15 protein-coding genes and 1 pseudogene are annotated in these 17,742 nt (G+C 47.8%); 8 read left to right on the plus strand and 8 right to left on the minus strand.

Going from position 1 to position 17,742, the window contains the following annotated elements; genetic code table 11:
- Window positions 1-239: 239 nt before the first annotated feature.
- On the minus strand, window positions 240-2,123 hold the full coding sequence (locus tag RIM23_RS01950; RefSeq protein ID WP_446363988.1) for a protein kinase domain-containing protein: 1,884 nt from the start codon (window positions 2,121-2,123) through the stop codon (window positions 240-242).
- Window positions 2,124-2,358: 235 nt separating this feature from the next.
- On the opposite strand from RIM23_RS01950, the gene moaA reads away from it, so the two are divergent.
- On the plus strand, window positions 2,359-3,345 hold the full coding sequence (gene moaA / locus RIM23_RS01955) for a GTP 3',8-cyclase MoaA (RefSeq protein ID WP_446363990.1): 987 nt from the start codon (window positions 2,359-2,361) through the stop codon (window positions 3,343-3,345).
- 112 nt (window positions 3,346-3,457) lie between these two features.
- Here the strand turns inward: moaA and rpsD are convergent, their stop codons facing one another.
- Together rpsD and RIM23_RS01965 are read right to left on the minus strand one after the other, a co-directional pair.
- A complete protein-coding gene (gene rpsD / locus RIM23_RS01960) occupies window positions 3,458-4,066 on the minus strand; it encodes a 30S ribosomal protein S4 (protein WP_446363992.1) in 609 nt (202 codons plus the stop codon).
- 253 nt (window positions 4,067-4,319) lie between these two features.
- Window positions 4,320-5,408 (minus strand): RNA-guided endonuclease InsQ/TnpB family protein, encoded by a 1,089-nt coding sequence (locus RIM23_RS01965; RefSeq protein ID WP_446363994.1) that lies wholly within the window; start codon window positions 5,406-5,408, stop codon window positions 4,320-4,322.
- Between the two features lie 56 nt (window positions 5,409-5,464).
- Between RIM23_RS01965 and RIM23_RS01970 the strand changes: the two genes are divergently transcribed.
- From RIM23_RS01970 to RIM23_RS01990, 5 genes and pseudogenes are all read left to right on the plus strand, one after another.
- Window positions 5,465-5,650 (plus strand): hypothetical protein, encoded by a 186-nt coding sequence (locus tag RIM23_RS01970; protein ID WP_446363996.1) that lies wholly within the window; start codon window positions 5,465-5,467, stop codon window positions 5,648-5,650.
- 72 nt (window positions 5,651-5,722) lie between these two features.
- Window positions 5,723-7,198: an aminotransferase class I/II-fold pyridoxal phosphate-dependent enzyme gene (locus RIM23_RS01975; protein WP_446363998.1), complete on the plus strand. Its 1,476-nt coding sequence runs from the start codon at window positions 5,723-5,725 to the stop codon at window positions 7,196-7,198.
- A 25-nt stretch (window positions 7,199-7,223) separates the two neighbouring features.
- Window positions 7,224-7,829 carry a precorrin-6Y C5,15-methyltransferase subunit CbiT gene (gene cbiT, locus RIM23_RS01980; protein ID WP_446359720.1) on the plus strand — a complete coding sequence of 202 codons (606 nt, stop codon included), beginning with the start codon at window positions 7,224-7,226 and terminating at the stop codon, window positions 7,827-7,829.
- Window positions 7,830-7,866: 37 nt separating this feature from the next.
- Window positions 7,867-9,172, plus strand: a pseudogene (locus tag RIM23_RS01985) (RNA-guided endonuclease InsQ/TnpB family protein).
- Between the two features lie 174 nt (window positions 9,173-9,346).
- A complete protein-coding gene (locus tag RIM23_RS01990; RefSeq protein WP_446360242.1) occupies window positions 9,347-10,252 on the plus strand; it encodes a phosphatidate cytidylyltransferase in 906 nt (301 codons plus the stop codon).
- A 118-nt stretch (window positions 10,253-10,370) separates the two neighbouring features.
- On the opposite strand, the gene RIM23_RS01995 is transcribed toward RIM23_RS01990, so the two are convergent.
- The 4 genes from RIM23_RS01995 to RIM23_RS02010 form a co-directional block, all read right to left on the minus strand.
- Window positions 10,371-10,979 (minus strand): hypothetical protein, encoded by a 609-nt coding sequence (locus tag RIM23_RS01995; RefSeq protein ID WP_446364000.1) that lies wholly within the window; start codon window positions 10,977-10,979, stop codon window positions 10,371-10,373.
- A gap of 194 nt (window positions 10,980-11,173) precedes the next feature.
- On the minus strand, window positions 11,174-12,793 hold the full coding sequence (locus tag RIM23_RS02000) for a CHAT domain-containing protein (RefSeq protein WP_446364002.1): 1,620 nt from the start codon (window positions 12,791-12,793) through the stop codon (window positions 11,174-11,176).
- A 717-nt stretch (window positions 12,794-13,510) separates the two neighbouring features.
- Entirely contained in the window at window positions 13,511-15,880 is a 2,370-nt protein-coding gene (locus RIM23_RS02005; RefSeq protein ID WP_446364004.1) for a protein phosphatase 2C domain-containing protein, read from the minus strand.
- A 326-nt stretch (window positions 15,881-16,206) separates the two neighbouring features.
- On the minus strand, window positions 16,207-16,470 hold the full coding sequence (locus RIM23_RS02010) for a DUF6737 family protein (protein WP_446364006.1): 264 nt from the start codon (window positions 16,468-16,470) through the stop codon (window positions 16,207-16,209).
- Between the two features lie 132 nt (window positions 16,471-16,602).
- Between RIM23_RS02010 and RIM23_RS02015 the strand changes: the two genes are divergently transcribed.
- A complete protein-coding gene (locus tag RIM23_RS02015) occupies window positions 16,603-16,875 on the plus strand; it encodes a hypothetical protein (RefSeq protein ID WP_446364008.1) in 273 nt (90 codons plus the stop codon).
- Window positions 16,876-16,929: 54 nt separating this feature from the next.
- Window positions 16,930-17,202, plus strand: coding sequence for a hypothetical protein (locus tag RIM23_RS02020; protein ID WP_446364010.1), 273 nt, complete (start codon window positions 16,930-16,932; stop codon window positions 17,200-17,202).
- An 8-nt stretch (window positions 17,203-17,210) separates the two neighbouring features.
- Here the strand turns inward: RIM23_RS02020 and ndhM are convergent, their stop codons facing one another.
- Window positions 17,211-17,552 carry an NAD(P)H-quinone oxidoreductase subunit M gene (ndhM, locus tag RIM23_RS02025; protein ID WP_446364012.1) on the minus strand — a complete coding sequence of 114 codons (342 nt, stop codon included), beginning with the start codon at window positions 17,550-17,552 and terminating at the stop codon, window positions 17,211-17,213.
- Window positions 17,553-17,742: the final 190 nt, after the last annotated feature.

Raw genomic sequence — 17,742 nt, forward strand, 5'->3', positions numbered from 1 at the left:
GGCGGAATTAAATGAACAAAACCAATCCTTTAATTAGATATCCGCCGTAACCCACCAATGTATTATTCTTAGCCCTGTTGAAAAGGAAATAGCAGCTACACAAACTTTCGTCCGCCTGCGCGAACTAACAGAGCTACATCAAACCCACGTAGAGCAACTGAAAAATTGCGTGTAGAGACGTTCCATGCAACGTCTCTACCACTGTTCGGAAAGTCCTAATCGATGTGTCTACTGCTATATCAACAGGCTTCTTCGGCTTCCGGTTCACAAATTGGCACTGAATTGTCCCCTGTGGGTTTAGGTGAGGGTTGAACGGGTTGTTGTGTGTCCGGTTTAGGGTTTTGGGGATTTGACTGTTCGGATGACGGCGGGGTTTGCTGATTTGTATCCCCTTGATTTTTACGCTGGGTAGCTTGGCGCACTAATTCATTCAACTTTTCTCGCCAATAGCGTTGTTCCGGAAAATCGCTGTCTGCGGCATAAATGATCACATCAACATAGCGCCCTTCATTGTAGGCTTGCTCAATCTTATCGAATTTGGTTTTAGCGTCTGACCATTCCTTTTGCCAAGTCTCGATTTTCTTTTGAGCATCCTCAAACGCCGGACTACTGGGGAGAACCGATTGAGCCGCCGCGATCGCTCGATCTAAGTTACCCTGTTGATACTCTTCTGACGCTTCTGTCAAGACCTTTGCCCCATTATCGGGTTTGGGTTGATCGGGGGATTTTTGCGGGGTTGGAGTTGGTTTTTCGGCGGGGGTGGGACTGGGTTTTGCCTCAACTGGAGTCGGACTTGGTTGAGTTTCTTCTGGGGTAGGGCTAGCAGGTTGTTCAGCAATGGTATCCACAGAGGCACAATCGATATACTGCCCAAAAACCCACCCTTGTTTCGGTGAACGAATTTCCACCCAATCCCCTTGCTTGGTGCCAGTTAGGGATAAGTTTGTGCCTTTATTAACCGTGCCAACAACCGCTGCATTGGGGTTTGACCGCACGTTCAAGGTTTGAGCCGTCACCGTACAATTCCCTCGTGCCACTCCTTGACCGGATAAACCCTGACGAATGCCATACGCCATGCCTGCGGCTGCCATAGCCACGGCTAAACCAATACCAATGACTAATGGGGCGCGGTTCGGTTCAGATGGGGGTGTGGGTTCAGGAGGGCGAGGAGGGGGAGGAGGGGCAGGTTGTCGAGGTGGTGCTGCTGGGGAAACTGCCAGAGTGCCTTGTTCCGATAGGGGTGTGGGTTGTGGCGTTGGTCTAGAAGGCGGAATCTGCTGACTGTACGGAGTAGAAGGGGAGGCTGTGAGCGATCGCACCGCTTGCAAGGCTTCTGTGGCTGACTGGTAGCGGTCTTTGAAATGATAGCGCACCATCCGGGTCAGGATATTCTTCAACCCTGGACTCACGGGTGCAAAATGCTGCCAGATCAGTTCGCCTGTATTTAAATCTTCCTGCAATTCGGCAGGCATACGACCCGTAATTGCCTGGATACCAATAATTCCCAAGGCGTAAATATCGCTGGTGGGACGCGGTTGACCCAAAGCCTGTTCGCTGGACATATAACCCGGAGTCCCCACAGCAACCGTATTGCTCATCTGCATCTGAGAAGTCGCCAGTTGAGTCCGGATTTGCTTAACCGCCCCAAAGTCCAATAAGACTAACTTTTTATCTAAATTACGCCGAATTAAGTTATCTGGCTTAAGATCCCGGTGAATCACGCCACGATTATGAATAAACTCTAAAACCTCTAAGAGTTCTTGCAGCAGAGCAATAACTCGCGTCTCATCCCACGGTTGACCCGGTATCAACTCTTTGCTGAGGGGATGCCCTTCAATATATTCCTGAACCAGATAAAATTCTTGGTCTTCTTCAAAGTAGGCAAGCAGACGCGGGATCTGGTCATGATTGCCCAGCACTTCTAGGGTTTCTGCTTCGCTGTTGAACAGGCGTCGGGCAGTTTCTAAGAAATTGGGGTCACGATTAGCCGGCTGAAGGTGTTTGACCACACAAATCGGGCTACCGGGACGCCGGGTATCTTGTGCCAGGTACGTGCGACCAAATCCTCCTGCACCGAGGACTTGGTTGACTTGGTAACGACCATCCAATAACTTGCCTAACATAGGAGTGATGCGCCTCAACGTTCACATGTTAATAGTTACATACACCGACAGGATAGGTGTGCCAGGATTGTGCCAATTTAGTTTTTGTTCTGCTCTATGCATTGAATACATAATCCTTAGCTTCCGATGAGTTGAAGATACCTATCATAGAACAATAGCCGCTTATCGATGGGGGAGAGGGAATTATATTGGCAGTTTTCGCCCCTGGAGTCTTGTACGATAACTAGAAAATATAATGAACACTGTCGATTATCTCCGGATTAGCCTCATTGACCGCTGTAACTTCCGCTGTCACTACTGTATGCCGGACGGGTCAGAACTTGACTATATCCTGCAACAGGAACTCCTCACCCATGAGGAGCTGCTGACGCTATTGAAAGAGGTGTTTATCCCGGTGGGGTTTAGAAAGTTTCGCCTGACGGGTGGAGAACCGCTACTGCGTCCAGGGGTGGTAGAGTTGGTCAGAGAAATTGCTGCACTGGATCAAACCGAAGATTTAGCGATGACAACGAATGCCTTTTTACTCGCAGGCATGGCACAAGACTTGTATGATGCGGGATTGCGGCGGATTAATATTAGCTTGGACTCTCTCAATCCTGATACCTTTGACAAAATTATCGGGAATCGGGGGCGATCGCGCTGGCGGCAAACTTGGGACGGAATTCAGGCGGCACATCGGGTTGGGTTTGATCCGCTGAAATTGAATATCGTCGTTATTCCAGGGGTGAATGACTCAGAAGTCCTGGATTTAGCCGCACTTACCCTTGAGCGCCATTGGCACATTCGCTTTATTGAGTTTATGCCCATTGGCAATCCTGAATTATTTAACGATCGCGCCTGGATTCCTTCTGAGGAACTACGCCAGCAAATCCGCGATCGCTGGGGCTTAGTTGAGTCAAATGTGCGCGGAAATGGACCGGCTGATGTATTCCAGATTCCTAATGCCTTGGGGACTCTCGGCTTTATCAGTCAGATGTCCGAATGTTTTTGCGATCGCTGTAACCGGATGCGCCTCTCCGCTGATGGGTGGTTGCGCCCCTGTTTACTCAATGAAACGGGTCAGATTGACTTAAAAAGCGCTCTGCGTAGCGGCGTTGATCTCGCCCAGTTAAGAGCGCGAGTGCAGCAGTTACTAGCGATTAAACCAGATATCAACTTTAAACAGCGAGACTCTGGCACTGATGGTTACTACACTCGCACCATGTCACAAATTGGTGGATAGTCATCGTCATTCGTCATTTGTCCTTTGTTTTTTCTTGGTAGTGAATGTGACCAACGTTTTTTACGTGATCAAGCATTAACCAATGACCAATGACCAATGACCAATGACCAATCTACGCTTTCCGTGAATAGAACTCAACCACCAGCAGTTCGTTAATTTGCAGAGCGACCCACTCACGCTCAATCACACCATTGACCTTACCCGTGAATGTTTTCTTGTCAAACTCTAAATGGCTCGGTAGATTTGCCAATCCGGGGTATTCCAGATTTTTTGCCACCAAACCCCGAGAGCGCTCATTATCTTTAACCATAATCACATCACCGGGACGGCATTGGTAGCTAGCGATATTCACTTCCCTACCATTGACCGTCACATGACCGTGATTCACAAGCTGACGCGCACCTGGAATAGTACCTGCCATTCCTAAACGAAATACGGTGTTATCCAGTCGCATTTCTAGCAGTTCTAGCAACGCTTGACCCGTGGAACCCGTTGCCCTACGTGCTTTGCGAACATAGCGAAGCAATTGCTTTTCTGTGACTCCGTAGTTGTAGCGGAGTTTCTGTTTTTCTTCCAATCGAATCGCATATTCTGACCGCTTCCGGCGAGCTTGACCATGTTGACCGGGTGGGTATGAACGACGGGGGGATTTGCGAGTCAAACCGGGCAGATCGCCCAGACGACGGACAATCCGCAGGCGCGGACCTCGATATCGCGACATAGAACTTCCTTGTGTACCTGACTAATTTTTACCCAAATACTTTATATTACAACATTAAGGGAGTAATTTTTGAGTTTTGAGTTTTGAGTTTTGAGTTTTGAAGACCCTCGATGGCATGGCGCGTGACCCTTGAAGACCGTTACATAAGACCGAATCAAAGCTAATCAACCGTAGTCAAACTTAGCTTGATGCTTACTTCCTGCTTCACTCGCTTCGGTGTCGGCACTCAACCAGTCCACAGGCTCTCCCCCACCTAACTGGCGGCTTGCTCTAAATTGAGCGATGCGTTCAAGTCTCTGTCGCACTCAAACCCGCAGTTGTCACACTGGAAAACTCGCTCAGATAAGGGCATTGAGTCTTTGACAGTATGGCACTGGGAACAGGTCTTGGTTGAAGGATACCACTGGTCTACTGCAACCAAGGTTGACCCATACAACTGGCACTTGTACTCTAACTGGCGCTTGAACTCATGGAAGCCCATATCCTGAATAGCTTTAGCTAGTTTGTGGTTAGCCATCATCCCGGATACATTCAGGTTTTCTATTCCTATCCGGCTGTGGTTTTGGGCTAAATAGGAGGTGAGTTTATGCAGCGTGTCTTTACGGATATTGGCTATTTTCCGGTGTAAACGGGCTATTTTGATTTGGGCTTTTTTCCAATTAGATGAACCGATTTGTTTATGACGGTTTAACCATTGCATACGCGAGAGCTTTTTCTCGTACTTGGGATAGCTCTTAGCCCCTTCTACCACGATACCTGTAGATAGAACGGCTAGCGCCTTTATGCCTAAATCAACTCCCACTACGGGATAGGGTTTGGGGCGGTTGATTGGCTCATATTCCAACTTAAAACTGATGAACCATCGGTCAGCCGTCCTGGAAATGGTCACAGATTTGGGTTGAAAACAGACAGGTAGCCGTTCATATGTCCTCAACCAACCAATAACCGGGACTCTAATTTTAAAATGGTCAAGTTTGATTGCCCCGTCCAGAGTGAAACTGTCATCCCGTCCTTTTTTCTTAAATCGAGGTGGCTTACTTGTTTTTTTGAATGTCCGTTTCCAGGCTTCAGATAACTGCCTCAAAGCATACTGAGGGGCGCATTTGCTCACCTCATAGTACCAAGGGTAGATGGGCTTGACCAGTGCCACTAGCCACTTGTGCAGGTCAATCGCTGTCGGAAACTTGATTTTATCCTCTCTTGTATCCCGATTATGGTTAAGTATCTGCTTGGTTAAGCTTAGTCCCCAATTCCATGAGTGTCTGGCAACACCCGCGTGTTTGGCTAATGCCGTTCGCTGTTTGTTGTTCAGTCTTAATTCTGTCTTAAATCCTAGAAGCACTTGTTTGTCAGTTTAAGTTATTATATGTATGTTAACAGACATATACAGAATTGAAAATGCCTTTTCAAAAAGGAAACAAACTAGGAGCGAAAAAACAGCTAAAGAAGCCATTGGACAAAGGGGTAATCGCTTTCAGGGGATATGAAGGGCAAAAGGAAAAACTAAAAGCAATCCCTGACTGGCAAGAGCGACTCAGGGAGTTTGTTGATCAACTTACATCATCCCTACTTAAAGATGGGTAGGGATGAGTAGAGCTGAGTAGGAATTAGGTTACAGTTGCTGACCCTCGATGGCAGAGTAAGGACAAATGACAAATGACAAAAGACGAAGGACAAAGGACTATCCCCATACTCGATGCCTTACAAGCCTGTGCTGGACGCCCTCACGCGCCGTTTTACGCCCCAGGTCATAAGCGGGGAAAAGGTATATCTGATCGGCTGGTGAACCTCTGGGGAAAATCAGTCTTTGAGAGTGATCTACCTGAATTGCCCGATTTTGATAACTTATTTGCCCCTTCAGGAGTGATTCAGGAGGCGCAAGAGTTAGCGGCGGCGGCGTTTGGTGCAGATAAAACGTGGTTTCTGGTTAATGGCTCAACCTGTGGGGTAATCGCGGCAATTTTAGCCACTTGCGGTACAGGAGATAAGCTAATTTTGCCTCGCAATAGTCATCAATCCGCGATCGCAGGTTTGGTTGTGTCTGGTGCGAGTCCGATTTTTATTACCCCAGAGTATGATCCGTCAGGGGATTTGGCACACAGCATTACTCCAGACGCCGTTACCCAAGCCCTCAAGCAACATCCGGATGCCAAAGCGGTGATGCTGCTTTATCCGACCTATCATGGCGTGTGCGGCGATATCCACGCGATCGCACAACGGGTACATCACTACAATATCCCTTTGCTGGTTGATGAGGCGCACGGGGCGCACCTGACCTTTCACCCTGATTTGCCTCCCAGTGCAATCTCAGCCGGGGCTGATTTAACCATACAATCCACCCATAAGGTTTTGGCAGCTATGACCCAAGCCTCAATGCTGCACATTAAAGGTGATCGCATCGATCCTGAACGATTGAATCAAGCCCTACAGCTTGTCCAGTCTACCAGTCCCAGCGCCCTCCTCTTAGCCTCTCTAGACGCCGCACGACAACAAATGGTGCTGTATGGGGAAAAGCTGCTCAGCCGCACTCTAGGGCTGGCGGAGGTGGCGAGAGAACAGATTCAGCAAATTCCTGGATTATCGGTTTTAGACGCCACAAACACTCCAGGCTGTTTTACCCTAGATCCTACCCGGCTGACGGTGAAGGTTACAGCGTTAGGGCTCAGTGGGTTTGAAGCCGATGAAATTTTTTGTGAAAAGTTGGGTGTCACCGCCGAGTTACCGACATTCCAACATCTGACGTTTATCATCAGTTTAGGAAACACCACTGATGATATTCAGCAGTTAGTCCAAGCCTTTGCCCACTTAAGCCAGCGCTATTGTCGTCCCGATTCTCGCCCTAGGCAGAATTTATACCAACCGGGAATGGTTTCCGGGTTAATCCTGGAACCGTCGATGTCCCCTCGCGACGCCTTTTTTGCCCCGAAAGAACGGTTACCTCTAGAACAAAGCGTAGGTAAAATTAGTGCTGAATGGGTTTGTCCCTATCCCCCTGGTATTCCCGTTTTAATTCCAGGATTTGCGATCGCGTCAGCTACGGTTGAATACCTGCGACAGGTTCAGCATTTTGGCGGCTATATTACTGGGTGTAGTGACCCTAGCTTAAACAGCGTCAACGTTGTTATACAGTAAGGACTAATGACCAAGGACGAACAGAATGTCTTCTCCCTTATGGAACTATACCACTCCTGGTATTCCCGATGATTTATTCGAGCGCTTGCCCGGTATTCCCCTGACTAAGCGAGAAGCACGCTTACTGATTATTTCCGCATTGCGCCTAGAATCCCATTCCTTGCTCTGGGATATCGGTGCAGGTACAGGTACGATTGCTGTGGAAACCGGATTACTTTCTCCTCACGGTAAAATTGTGGCAGTAGAACGGGATGAAGATGTGGCGAACCTGATTCGACGCAACTGCTCCCGCTTCGGCATTGAGAATGTTGACGTTATCGAAGGCTCGGCGCCGGAATGTCTCCCAGATTTACCGGGAAAACCCCATAGAGCCTGCATTGAGGGAGGACGCCCGATTAAAGAAATTCTTAAGGAAGTCTGGCATTACTTAGAACCCCAAGGTCGGATTGTTGCCACAGCTAGTAATCTAGAGAGTCTTTATACCCTCTCAGAAGGATTGGCTGAGTTACAAGCCCGCAATATCGAGGTTGTGCAATCCTCAATCAATCGCTTGGAGACCCGAGGCACTCATCAAATCTTTGCCGCTGTTAATCCCATGTTTATCCTCAGTGGGGAGAAGTTGGATTCTTAACCTTCCACACACTGAAATAAACAAGAGTGAAGTCATCATGCAGCAAACTCTAACCGCCAAATTAAAACTAGAAGTCACCCAGGAGCAAAAAGAACAGCTTCGGGTGATTTCTTTGGCATATAGGGATGCACTCAATTACACGTCCGGTGTGGCTTTTGAGATGGGCAAAACCTACAACGGCACCAAGCTCCAGAAGGAAGTTTACTACACCCTGCGAGAGCAATTTAAGCTTCCTTCGCAAATGGCTTGCAATGTTCCTCGTCAAGTTGGGGCAACCTACAAGTCATTACGGACAAAACTTAAACAAAACCAGGAGGCAATTAAGGCGGGTCGTACCAAGAAACGATACAAGGGATTGGATAAACCACCCAAGTATGTTTCTCGTACCTGCACATTAAATTACCAACGCGACTACTCATTTGTTAAAGACCAAAAAGTGAGTGTCATCACTTTAAATGGTCGGCTCAAGGTAAATTATCATGGCTACTCCAAGCACCTTGAAATGATTAAGTCTGGAGTAGCTAAAATCGGGGCAGCAAAGCTTTGGTACTCCCGCGCCACCAAAACTTACTACTTGTTGGTGAGCATAGAGGTAGAAGTACCAGAGCTAAAACCAACCGATATCAATAGAGTCATGGGCGTGGATGTTGGACAACGTTATATTGCCGTTGCCGCAGACACTCGCAATAAGACTCAGTTTTTCAGTGGCAAACAAGTGAGACATAAGGCTTCTGGTTATGTTAGAGCGAGAAAGTCTTTGCAGCGTAAAGGCACCCGCAGTGCAACTCGTAGATTGGTTGCATTGTCTGGACGGGAGAGACGGTTTATTGCTGACACGAATCACTGCAAAAGCCAAACAAGTCGTAACGGATGGTACGCTAATTGGGTTAGAAAATTTAACTCACATTCGAGAACGGACAAGACCCAATAAAACCGGAAAAAAAGCATCCAAAAAACAACGCAAAGCTAACAGGAACAAGGCTCATTGGTCTTTTGCCGAATTACACAGCTTCATTGATTATAAGGCTGTGTTGTCTGGTAGTTTGGCTGTAAAAGTAGATGCTCATTACACTTCTGTGGCTTGTCCGTGCTGCGGTCATACATCTAAAGAAAATAGACCCAACAAGGGTTTAACTTTTGTATGCCAGCAATGCAGTTATACTCTCCATGCCGATTTGGTTGGTGCCAGGAATGTTGCGCTTAGAGTGTTGCTCTCTCGGCAAGACTGGGAGAGTACGGGGCGTTTTTCAGCCGTCCCTGATGCGTCGTCGGACGAAGCCAAAGGTGAGCGCCTCTCCAGGTACTCGCAGTTGAGGTGGACTACAGATGCAATCCCCAACTGAGCGCGAAGCGACGCCTCAAGGCGAAGCTGAGTAAGTTGGGGTAGTTGAAAGTTGATAACTCGCACCTACCCATCCTCAAATTGACTAACTGCGAGTGCTGCCAGATTGTTAATCTTAATGTAATAGTTTCATCTAGACAGTTAATTGAGACTGTCTTGTGTCAACCAAAGTTCTATGCCCTGGTCTCGAATTTTTAGTGGAATTGTAGCGATTACCCTAGCGATGGGGATGATTGTAGCGGGAGGATGGTATTTTACCCTCGGCCTGTGTGTCATCGTCTATTTGGGTCAATTGGAATATTTTCAACTGGTTCAGGCAAAAGGAATTGCGCCTGCGGCTAAAACGACGTTAGTTGTGAGTCAGCTTTTATTGGTGACAGCCGCCCTTAACTCTAATCTTACGGATGCTGCCTTTCCCATCGCCGGAACCTTGATTTGTTTTTACCTGCTCTTTCAACCCAAAATGGCGACGATTGCGGATATTGCCGCTTCGATTTTGGGATTACTCTATGGCGGTTATCTGCCTAGCTACTGGATACGATTGCGTGTTGGCTTAGATGGAGGGGTTTCATTGCCACTGAATGCTACAGCTAGCATCAATAGTTTCTCCTTCAATGGCTCTTGGCTTCACCCTTGGACTAACCTAACGGTTCTGTCCCAAGGTTTAACGGTTACTCTACTCGCCTTTGGCTGTATTTGGGCAGCCGATATTGGTGCGTATAGTTTTGGCAAGTTTTTTGGTCGAACTCCCCTTTCGAGTATTAGTCCCAAAAAGACAGTAGAAGGCGCAATTTTTGGGCTTTGCGCTAGTGGAGCAGTGGCTATGGCTGGGGCTTGGTATCTGCAATGGTCGAATTGGCAACTCAGTGGATTTGTTTTCGGCACCTTAATTGGGGTGGCTAGCCTTTTGGGAGACTTAACCGAATCAATGATGAAACGAGATGCAGGTGTCAAGGATTCAGGACAATTAATTCCTGGTCACGGTGGTATTTTAGACCGCACAGACAGCTATGTTTTTACGGCTCCCTTAGTGTACTATTTCATTACCCTCTTGCTGCCTCTGTTGCCGCCTTTTAGTTAAGGCGAAAAGCCAAATCTGTGATTTGACCTGGAGCCTGGTTTTGACGCTTGGGCGGGTTTTCTTACTCAGTGATCACTGCTCCCGCCCACCTCTACCATAAGACAATTGAACCCGGTAATTAATTGTCCTCAGGATCGTTGTCCAGTTGCGTGAGAGTATAATGGGCAATAGCTAAACTTAAGCGCACCTGCTCAATGGGCGATAATTCAGACCATTTGACTGAGCCAACAGTGCCAAACTCTTGATTGCCTCGCATAGAGTAAGCCCACGGACGGGCAAAAATTAACAGATCATCTTCACTCCAGTTCGGCAATAACGGTTTAACGCATAAAACAAGCTTATCGGCGAATGACTGGTTCATGGACAACGCCTGTTGAGCTTGATCGGCGATCGCGTCCAACCAAGATGCCGGAACGCCGGAAAACCGTTGAGCCAATGACCGCTTTACAGATGCTGAACCTGAAGAATCTGAGGGCGTCAGAGATGTCCAGCACTGGTGCAAGCGATTGAATAGGGTTTGTGAGCCTGAGGTAATTTCCGCCGCTGTTTGACAAGCATCCAGAGAAAATCCCGCTTCCAGATCTGCCAAATAGTCTTGGGCTTCAGGTTCAGCGGGATTCCAGGGATAACAATTGTCGTCGGGTTGCCAAAGTACTTCTATGAGTTCTCCTTGGGCTTGAGTCAAAGCATCTTGATAATTTTGGTATGGTTTATGTTGACTGGTCATAATACCCCTTCTGTGATCTTTGGTGTAGATGAAAATTGATAGGAATAGCTACATCAGCACTCTCGAATGTTCCGTAATCATTCAGAAAATTAAGGTTGGTGCCGATAATTGGCGCAATTGTGGGAACGGTTGAATTTACCTCTGTGACCCTCGGCTTGAATCCCTGTGATTCTAAGATTTGTTAAGTTTTTGGATTAAATGTTTTCAATAATAAACTCCAGGGTTTGACTTTGAGTACTGCCAAATTTTAGCTGGCTACCCGACTCCAATGGCACTTCCTGATGGTGGATTCTCTGCCACCCATCTGCTCGTAAAATATGAGTGCCGTTGCGAGAAAAATCACGCAGGAAGTAAGTCGGGATTTGTTCGGGATGGGTGAAGGTATCGCGACAGATAATTTCTGCATGTTTATAGCTAACCCACATTTCCTCATCCAAAACCAAATCATTCTCCTGTCCGCGTCCCACACGCATCAGCCCACCGCGAATTCGCCAAACTTTACCCGTTGAGTTCAAGGAACGTAAGCAAGCTGTGGGGGTTTGTACGCCATTCCAGTGGCTGGGCATAGGGGGAAGCTCAGTAATCCCTTCTTCTAAGGAAGCAATCAACTGTCCTGGGAACTCCGGATGCATGTAAAGCACAGGTAACGTCCAAGCCGGTTGGTTGAACTTGTAGAGCGTGAGTAATTGTTGTCTAGCAACAGCGACAGCTTGATCAATAGGCATCCGGGCAGCTAGGGCTTGGGCAAGACTTTGGATAAAACTTAAGGCTTCGTGATCGGCAATGGAGTCGCGCATACCCAAAACGGCGGGTACACCATGGTGAATTAACACCTCAGCTAAGCTACTCCGGGGAATCGTTTGACCTCCCACCTGATCCGGTTGAGCGCCCCAACAGGTATTGAATACCGCCAAGGTCACTTGATTACGAACCAAGACTTGAGCCAATTCTGTGCCATTGATGGTGGCGTCTGGACTTAAAAAGAGTAAACCTCCATCGGGAGCCGGTTCACCATGACCGGCATAAAAAATGATATTATAACCTCCTGTGTCCAAGGCAGCAATTAAATCAGCAGGTGTTGGCTGTATGAGCTTTTCAACAAAGCAGGGAACGGCTGTGGGGTTGAACTTTTGACAGGATTGGAAAACATTCTCTAAAACCCTTGCTTCTTGTTCAAGCTGGAGGCTGGCAGCTGAATGGTTACCACTGGAGCGGTGGACATCTTGTCCAAATACGAGCAGGATATTCAGAGCTTGATCGTGGCGGATTAGCGGTTTGAGAGAGTCAACATTACTCGTCGTGCGGCTAAACAGCAGTTGAGTAGACAGAGAAATAGCGGGTTTACCTGCCATTTCCTGCATAATTTCCCAGGGGAGGGGGATAAGCTCAGGATGTCGAATTTCCAAGCGCACGCGCAGGGATGTATTTTGTCCCCGAGCAATCCCGCGACTTTCAGCCAATGTTGTTTGAATTGAACCCGCAAATAGCCAATTCCACAAATCTATTCCCAACTGCTGCATTAGCCGTCCGCCGTAGCTAATCGTCTGCGTCGTGGCGTTTTCGCTCTGGGGCGATAATGTTGGTGTAGGTGTCAAGGGATGAGGCAGGGGCAATAGGGGAGGCAAATTCCCTGTAGAAAACATTTGTTGCCACGCCAACCACGTTTGAGTCAGAGTGGGAGACCAAATTGAGTCATGATGAACATAACCCCCAGGATAAGGAGCTTCAATCACCCACACAGCAAAGTTATCTGCCCCAGCCGTAGACAGACGTGCGATCGCTAAACTGAGGCAAGGAGTTTCGATATCAGACATTCAACGCCCAACTGTAGAGCAACATTATCAGTGTTTGATGAGTGACAGACCCAATCAGAATCAATCCGACTCGACTTTTGTCCCCTGTCCTCTGCGATCCCTATTCTAGGTCTTAGGGTCAGTTCAAACTCAGACAGCACAGGAGAGTCGCCAGGAGTTGGGGAGTAGCCAAGTTGATCCTTATACAATATGGTACACGGATCACGATGGTTTAAAGCCCATGCGCTTTCAGCCGTGGATCTGTCAATAGTCTGGTCTAATCGTTGCTCTGATGACTTTGCCTGGGACGTCGCCAAGTCGGATTTGGGAGTAGGGTGTAGGGGAACCGGATTGAATGAGGTCTTGACAATTCATTCAATATGTGTATTTTGGGTAGGTTTTAACCCGCATTTCTGGCTCTTCCGGACAAACTCAGCCAAACTGTTAGTTATAGCAACCGCCATAGCTGTTAGGACACATCATTTATGTAGAGACGCGCCATTATGTAGAGACGCGCTTTTGAAGCGTCTCTACAATGGTGACGAAAGTCCTAATCGATGTGTCTACTGCTATAAAACGGCGGCATAAATGACCGAGGTGTCATGTTTGCACGTATTATTCACGAAGCGCGATAGCGTTGGGTTTCGTTCCAAGGGCCCAACCTACTTGCGTTGACAGGCTCCCACAAAATGTCCGTAGGGGTAGGACATGTCGTGCCCCTACAGATATGTCGTGTTCCTACGGAGAACTCAGGGAAGGCGTTAAAGCCTCAGATTCAGGCGGCGTTGCACATACACCCCTTTGTTCTAATGTGGGGTTGAAATTGAAGTCAAAATTGGAGCGAATATTGGCAACCTTGATCCAACCCCGATCGCCTGGCTCAACCAGAGGATAAATATTGCTGCGCCGTTTGGCGTCTGATCGGGTAGAAGATTCTGGGGTAGAATCAGCCGACTCTTCAACAGCTGTCTGTACCGCCTGAGTCTGAGTACTTTCTGTTCCCGCCGAACACACTCTCAATTTGAGCCAATCCTCTTCCCCGGAATCAGACGATTGATTAATAACTTGCAGCACACTCCCTCTAGGAACTAACCGAATCGGTGAGGTATTTTCCTCCGGCGGTTGGAGTCGCAGTAGCAACGGAACATCTTGTCCTTGTGCATTGGTAACCGTTGAGCGCGTCACTCGCATCAGCGTCAGATTCTCCACAGATGAAGTCCTCTCTGGACTAGAGGTGGGACTAGCCGTTGGCGATGGAGTAACTGACACGGATACTGGAGGATCAGAATTAGAACTCTGGCTGACAAACCCTTGTATCCAACGCCGAGGTAATAATAGGTAAGCCATTCCTGCACCCACCACTAACAGTACAACAATTGCTAATAGCAGTCCCCAAGGACGCCGCTTCGGTCTGATCAATTGTTTAGTTTTCTGCTGGGACGGCACAATGGCGGCTACCGTGGGCATTTGTGATGTTATTGGCAAAGGCAACGATTCCGGTTGAGGCGGCGCCAGTTCTGTTGGTTTTGTGTCCCCTGATGCCGTTACCTGACAGTAGATCAATGCCAAGGTAACATTATCATGACCATTTTGCCGATTAGCAATCTCGATGAGATGCTTGGCGGCGGTTGGTACATCAACCTGCCCGTCCAGAATGGGCAGAATTTCGGTTTGCCAATATTGTTCCACTCGGTCATGGTCACTCAGACCATCGGAACAGAGGAGAAATACACTATCTTGATCAAGGATAAACCGCTGGGTGGTTGGATGTAATGTGGTAGACGATGCCATGCCCAAAGCCTGAATCAATGAACCGGAGCTGGGCTGTCGCACAGCATAGCGGTAAAAGGTGTAACCCAATCGCACTTCACGGGAGGCTAGATCATCATCTTGGGTAATTTGATGACAACCTTGGCGCGTCACCCAGTAAACGCGACTGTCTCCGACATGAGTGATGTATATTTCATGGGCGCTGGTTTGAGCCATGACCAAGGTTGTACCCATCCGCTGTCGCTCAGAGCGATGTTCACTATCATTTTGCTGGCTGATGGCGTCATTAGCGGCGCAGGCAGCTTGTTCGAGTTGCAGGGTCAGGTGGGTTGGGTTCCAGTGGTTACGATCAAAATTGAGGCGTTCCACTTGCTCTCGCAAAATGTTAATCGCTAACCCCGAAGCAATTTCACCGCCCTCATGTCCGCCAATCCCGTCACAGACGATGGCTAAGGCATTTTCATCCGTTGACGGATTCTGTAGTTGTCCAATCGGTGGGTAACAAGCATCTTCATTGTGGTGGCGAACTGGACCCGAATCTGTACTGGTAAAAATCTGATAACGACGAGATTGCCATTGTCCACAGTCTTTGATTGCCTGATCAAGTAGTCCCACCAGTTGTTCGGCGGTGCGAATTTTTCCTTGGATGAGTTGATCACAGAGTTGGTCTAAAAACTGCCTAGCAGGCGAGGATGCTTCTGGAATGAATTGAGACCAGCACTGACCGAGTTGTTTGAGCGTCGGTGCGCCATCCCCCTGGAGTTCCAATAGATGCAGGATAGAGCCTTCTGGACGCAGCCAATTGGGATTGAGCAAACTTGTCGCCACCCCTTCATGGCTTAAGGGTTGCCACAGATTGGCGATTTGCCACAACCAGTTGAGTTGACGTATGGCTGGTGCTTCTTTCCAGACTAGACTCAGGGGAGGAAATAGTTGTCCTTGAGACCCAGCCGCATCGGTTTCCTGAATTGGCGCTTCTTCCAATAGCCAGATCTGTGAACCTGGGTGTTCTCCACTGCCTGTCAGCCGCCCGTATACTTGGGGAATATGTAAGCCATAGGGAGATAGTCTCAAATAGGGCAACAACTCCGGCGGAATTTCTTGAGGGGTATCCGGTGGCGTTGCTGGTTTGGTATCGAGTAAAATCCGCTCATTGACCAACACATAACGGTTGGCGATTATTGATTCGAGCTGATATGCTTCTATGCCCGATCCCAGCGCCCACAGATAACGCCGCTTCAGGGGCGTGCGACAGTTCTGACAGAACTTGTTGACAGGGGGATTGGCAGCCTGACAGCGGTAGTTAGGGCAGTGAAGGGTTGCTGCAGGATTGTCCATGGAAACACTCTTGGCTACGTCTAGCTAGTAATAAGTTGGCGATTGAAGTCGTACTGCCGCGATCGGGATGCATCTCTATTCTAGGATTACCGAAATAAGCCTACTGATTACAAATTCTAGCGTCTGATTCAAGAAGCCGTTTAGTTATCTGAGGTATAAATGGTTTCAGCTAAATAGGCGAGGAGCCTCACGTCATAATTTTCAATTTGACGCTCTGCCGAATCGCCATAATATAATGGTGTACAAGGGGTTGGGCGTCGCCTCACTATAAAACGCGAATTTCCTTTTGGAGAGGAGAAGCCGAAAGTCTAATCTTTGATTGACTTTCAAAGTACGTCACAAGACTCTGACTCTTGATCGGGTTGGCGATTCATCAACTCTAGGCTACTGAGTCGCAATAGACGGGGCCACAGCCATAAAAAGTAAAACCACCAAATCAAAATGGGGGTAGTCACTATCACAGTTATCCAGAGCGTTTTGGCTAGAACCCAACTCCCCGTGATGATTACGACTCCAGTCAGGAGAATTGACCAAGGCTGACACCACCACGGTTTATAATTCCAAGGATTCAGGGGATCTTTGATAGACAACAGTTGCCTCTATTGGAAAAAATAACTTTATTTATAATACTTTTTTGCGACTTAGAGGAGTTGGTTCGGAAAATTCCCACTCCAGGAAGCGGTTGACTTCAGTTTCTGAGTATTGCTGATCAGCTTAACACAATGCCAACAGACATGCCCATGCCCGATTATGACACCTCCGATGATCACTCCTTTGAGGAGCTCAACTCCCCTGCGAGTGTTGAAATTAAACAGCTTATGGAGCAAATTGAGAACTCCCATGACCTGTTGTACAAAATGATTAACTTGGAAATGTGGGCATTAGCCGAAACGATGGATGAGTTTATTCCAGGTTTTTGGAGTCGTTTTTTGGAAAATAGGCGTTTAACCCTCAAACAATTTCTACAGAACAATTCTCACTCTAGAAAGAGGTAAATCTCCCCCTAGAGTTTTTATGATCACACTAGACAGGCAAAGTACGAGGATCTTATGAATAAGCCAGAACGCCCAGATACCAATGATACGCTCAATCCTGGCGATAAAGTCTCGCCAGAGGAGCAAACCCTAGAGCAAAAAGCACAGAAAGTCGCCGTTGATGCTCCTGATATTACCGGTGATCACATTGAAGTCCCCACTTACTTCACCGTAAAAGACGAAGACGGGGAAGAAAAAGCTCTACACCATGTTCAGGATGCGGAAGAAATTTCTGATGTGATTCGCCAAGCACGCACCGATGAACAAGGCAATCGCACTTGGCGTTAGGGTTGAATTTACGACTCCTGAGACACAACCTGCGGCAATCCCATGCTATAGTTCATTGCCCGACATTCCAGGTTGTAGCTAATCTCACCCTTTTGCAGGAGCGATCGCATGTAATGCTCTAAATCGGAGCCGATACGGCGAAGATTGTATTCGGTCAAATCTTCTCCGCTATAGGCTTCGACAAATTCATCAAACTTACGATAGATTTTTTGCAGGGCATCTTCACTCCAATTAAATTCATTATCGGGGTCAACGTCTAGTGTCAAGACGTTGTTACTCTCGACTAATTGGCTGTTTTGCACCTCGGCAGCGTAGATGCGAATGTGACGAGTTGTCGATTTGAGCAGCATGAAAACCCTCCGAGTTTGGACAATATTTTCCTTTATTAATTGTAAACCTTTGTAAATACACTACCCAAATTATCTTCCGGCGAGAAAGAACCCAGCTAAGCTACCCCAGCTCGGCTTGGTTCCTTGGTCTGAGTCCCGCCCCATTCCCAATGACGCGGTTAAGTCAGTGGGATATCTTGTTTCTGAGGAA

Source organism: Coleofasciculus sp. G3-WIS-01 (assembly GCF_040223135.1).
Taxonomy (GTDB): domain Bacteria; phylum Cyanobacteriota; class Cyanobacteriia; order Cyanobacteriales; family Coleofasciculaceae; genus Coleofasciculus.